General features: G+C 67.9%; 4 protein-coding genes (1 of these 4 running past the window's edge). 1 reads left to right on the top strand and 3 read right to left on the bottom strand.

The features are described from left to right. A protein-coding gene (locus BGN98_RS14795) for a putative quinol monooxygenase (RefSeq protein WP_502687796.1) crosses the window boundary here: on the top strand, nt 1-6 show its 3' end. It extends 336 nt beyond the left edge of the window; the window shows 6 of its 342 coding nt (coding positions 337-342); the start codon falls outside the window, past its left edge; its stop codon occupies nt 4-6. A gap of 214 nt (nt 7-220) precedes the next feature. Here BGN98_RS14795 and BGN98_RS00135 read toward each other — a convergent pair whose 3' ends face one another. From BGN98_RS00135 to BGN98_RS00125, 3 genes are all read right to left on the bottom strand, one after another. Further along, nucleotides 221-1120, bottom strand: a complete 900-nt coding sequence (locus BGN98_RS00135) for an alpha/beta hydrolase (RefSeq protein WP_125133388.1) — start codon at nt 1118-1120, stop codon at nt 221-223. A gap of 53 nt (nt 1121-1173) precedes the next feature. Beyond that, the gene (locus tag BGN98_RS00130) at nt 1174-2796 is read right to left on the bottom strand and encodes a flavin-containing monooxygenase (RefSeq protein ID WP_288118603.1); all 1623 of its coding nucleotides are present in this window, start codon (nt 2794-2796) and stop codon (nt 1174-1176) included. A 349-nt stretch (nt 2797-3145) separates the two neighbouring features. Continuing rightward, the coding region (locus BGN98_RS00125; protein WP_288118601.1) for an aldehyde dehydrogenase family protein at nt 3146-3431 on the bottom strand (286 nt) is incomplete at its 5' end.

Genomic DNA, 3431 nt, shown 5'->3' with positions numbered 1-3431 from the left:
GCCTGACGGCCATCGCCTCGGCTTCTGTCCTGACGCGCTTCGTCCAGGCCTAGGGCCAGCATCGTCCTGACACCGTGGCCTGGCAGCCCGCGTGGGTTCCTCACGGCGCCGACCCCACCGTCCAAGTGCTCGCCCTGCGTGAGCACGTCGGGGCCGTCCATGGCTGTGGCTCGTGCAGGGCGGCGGTGCGTTGCGCGCCGCCCTGCACGACCTGGTGCTGTTACAGCCCGAGGTGTGGACGCAGCCAGGCGGCGGCTTTCGCGATTGCCGTGTCGGCTTCCGGTGCGCGACCTGCCAGGCTCGGATAGACGTGCTGCTGGCCCGGTTCGACTAGCAGCTCGACGTTCACGCCTGCGCCGCGCAGGTGGGCTGCGAGTCGGTCGGAGTCGCTGTACAGCGTCTCCGTGCCGCTGACGGCGATGAAGGTCGGCGGCGCCCCGGTGAAGTCCTGGTAGAGGGGGTTGACGAAGGGATCGGTCGGGCTGCCCGCGCCCTCCAGGAACAGGGCGATCATCGTCTCGAGCACTCCGCGTTTGACGAGCACATCGGTCTCGTCGTTGGTGTCCAGGGACTCGCCATTCAGCTCCATGTCGATCCACGGGGAGAACGCGATCGCAGCGGCCGGTTGCGGGTGGCCGTGGGTCAGGAGGCGCCGGCTCGTGGTGACCGCGAGGTTCCCGCCGGCCGAGTCGCCGCCGGCGGCGATGTGTCGCGGCTCGAACCCTTCCTGGTGCAGCCAGAGGTGCACGGCCTCGGTGTCGTCGAGCTGAGACGGATACTTGTGCTCCGGGGCGCGGCGGTAGTTCACCACGAGCGCTCTGATCCCGGCGGCTTTGGCCAGGTGCGCGGCGAGCTTGCGGTGGCTGTAGGACGATCCGGCGACGAAGCCGCCACCGTGGGTGTAGACGATCACCCGGTCGGCGGCAGCGTCGACCGGGTTGGCCCAGATCGCGGGAACGCCGCCGGCGCTGACTTCTTCGTAGGTGACGCCTGTGGGCTCGATGGCCGGGAGGTGCCATTCCTCGAAGAGGTCTTTGACGGTCGGGACGTCCATGTCGGCCATCCGCTGGAACCATTCGGCGTAGAGGTCGCGGAGGTACAGCGATTCGGTGCTTGTCATTTCGTTGTCTTCCCAGTTTTCGTTCGAGATGCGTGGTCGTGAGCCGGCGAGGCTCAGGAGATGGTGAATCCGGCGTAGTCGGCCTGGACGGAGGACTCCCATTCACCGAGGTAGCTGGTCAGCCCCCCGGTGTAGAGGAGCATCTGACGCTTCTTCCCGGGGATGTTGTCGCCCATGTACCAGGATTTGCCCTGCGGGAAGAGGCTCGCGTTGACGATGTCTTCCTCCAGTTGCCGCCATCGTTCGTCGGCCTCGTCGGTGGACTCGATGCGGCTGTGACCGCCTCGGGTCACATACTCGATGGCCTGCACGATTCGCTCGCCCTGCGCCTCCGCGCACGTGGGGCCGTTGCAGAACGCCGCGGGGCTGCCGGGGCCGTACGCGAACAGCAGGTTGGGGAAGCCCTTCGTGGTCACCCCGAGGTGGTTGGCGAAGCCGTCTTCCCACTTCTCCTTGAGGCTCTGGCCGCCCACGCCGCAGATGTCGATCGCCGTCAGCCCGCCGGTGACGCTGTCGAAGCCGGTGGCGAGCACGACGAGGTCGACCTCGTACTCGGCGTCGCTCGTACGGACACCCTTCGAGGTGATCTCGGCGATCGGGGTCTCGTACTGGTCGACCAGGTGCACGTTGTCTTGATTGAAGATGTCGAAGTACGTCTGCTCCAGCGACGGGCGCTTGACGCCGAAGGGATGGATCGGCTCTGTGGGCGCGAGCTTGGCGGCCACGATCGGATCCTTGACCCGGGCCCGCACTCTGTCGCGCCAGAAGGCGTAGGCGGTGTCGTTGGCCTTTGGGTCCACGAGGATGTCCTGGAAGGTGGCCAGCCAGAACCGGAATCCGCCGTGCTCCCAAAGTGCTTCGTAACGCTGGGTGCGGGTGTCGGGATCGAGATCGGCGGCGTTCTCCGGGATGAAGTCGTAGTCGAATCCCGCGAAGGTCGTCAGTCGGCGTGCGAGGCGCTCCCCGATGTCGACCTGCAGTTCGTCTTGTTCCGCATCGGTCAGCTGCTTCTGCTTCATCGGGAACGCCGTGTTGGGGGTGCGCTGGAACACGTACACCTCGGACGCGACCTTCGCCGCTTCCTGGGCCACTTGCACACCACTTGCGCCGGTGCCGATGACCGCGACCCGCAGCCCCGTCATGTCGATGTCGCCCTGCGGCCACCGGGCGGTGTGGTGGATGCCCGCCTCGCCCGTGAACGCGCCGTCGGCGATGCCGGGGTAGTCGGGGTAGTGGGGGCTGGAGCCGAATCCGGTGCAGGGCACCAGGAACCGCGCCCGGACGGTCGACCCGTCCTCGGCCTGCACCACCCAGCGGTGGTTGGTCTCATCGAAGACCGCGGAGACCACGCGGCGGTTGTACGAGATGCTGCGGTCCAGGTCGAGGGCGTCGACGACGTACCGGAAGTAGTCGCGCATCTCAGCCCAGCCGGGGAAGAGCTCGCGGTAGCGCCAGTTCTTCCACAGCTCCTTGTACGCGAACTGGTAGATCGCGCCCTCGCTGTCGACGCGGGCGCCGGGGCAGCAGTTCCAGTACCAGATGCCGCCCGGGCCTGCGCCGGCCTCCCAGAGCTGCACGTTGTAGCCGAGATCCCGGAGCCGGTCCAGCTGGTAGATGCCGGCGAAGCCGGCGCCGATGACCAGGACGTCCAGTTCGGCGGTGTGGGTGGTTGTCATGCCATCTCCCTTGATGTGAGTGCCTGCCCCGATGCAGGTCATCTCACCTTCCGACGCGACGCCGGACGGGCCATGTCCGGATCTGACACACCCGACCACGCGGAGTGCACCGGCGGCCCGGTCACCGCCAGCGCTGTCGCACCACGGCGCGCTGTCCGAACGGCTTACCTCGATGACACGGCTGTACCGGGCCGGACGCGGGGATCCCGAGCACCCGCGGGTTGCGGGCCGGTCGCTGGCGGGCCGGATACTGGTGTCCGGCGACGGCCGCCTCGGGAGACTGCGTGCCAGGACTCAGCCGTCGACGGTGCGAGGCTGAGACGGCGCTCGAGGCGGCGTGAGCTGGCGCTCACAGCTGCGGGGTGCGGATGAGCTTCTTGTTCGCGAACTCGTTGATGCCGAACTTCGCGAGCTCGCGGCCGACGCCGGAGCGCTTGACGCCGCCGAACGGCAGGTCGGGGGCGCTGCGGCTCGTGCTGTTGATCCACACCATGCCGGTGTCGAGTCGTTCCGCCAGCTTCTTGGCCTTGTCCAGGTCGTCGCTGAAGACCGTTCCTGCAAGACCGAACGGGGACGCGTTCGCGAGGTCCACGGCGCTGTCGGCTGAGGGCACCCTGTAGACGACCGCGGCGGGG

Origin of the sequence: Microbacterium sp. 69-7 (assembly GCF_001897985.1) — a bacterium.
Taxonomy (GTDB): Bacteria; Actinomycetota; Actinomycetes; order Actinomycetales; family Microbacteriaceae; genus Microbacterium; species Microbacterium laevaniformans.
The sequence above is the reverse complement of the archived record's forward strand: the minus strand, read 5'-3'. Positions and strand labels throughout refer to the sequence as shown.

Excerpts from the sequence above, each read along its gene's own strand:
- BGN98_RS00135 (WP_125133388.1), bottom strand. The coding sequence starts at position 1,120 with ATGACAAGCACCGAATCGCTGTACCTCCGCGACCTCTACGCCGAATGG.
- BGN98_RS00130 (WP_288118603.1), bottom strand. The coding sequence starts at position 2,796 with ATGACAACCACCCACACCGCCGAACTGGACGTCCTGGTCATCGGCGCC.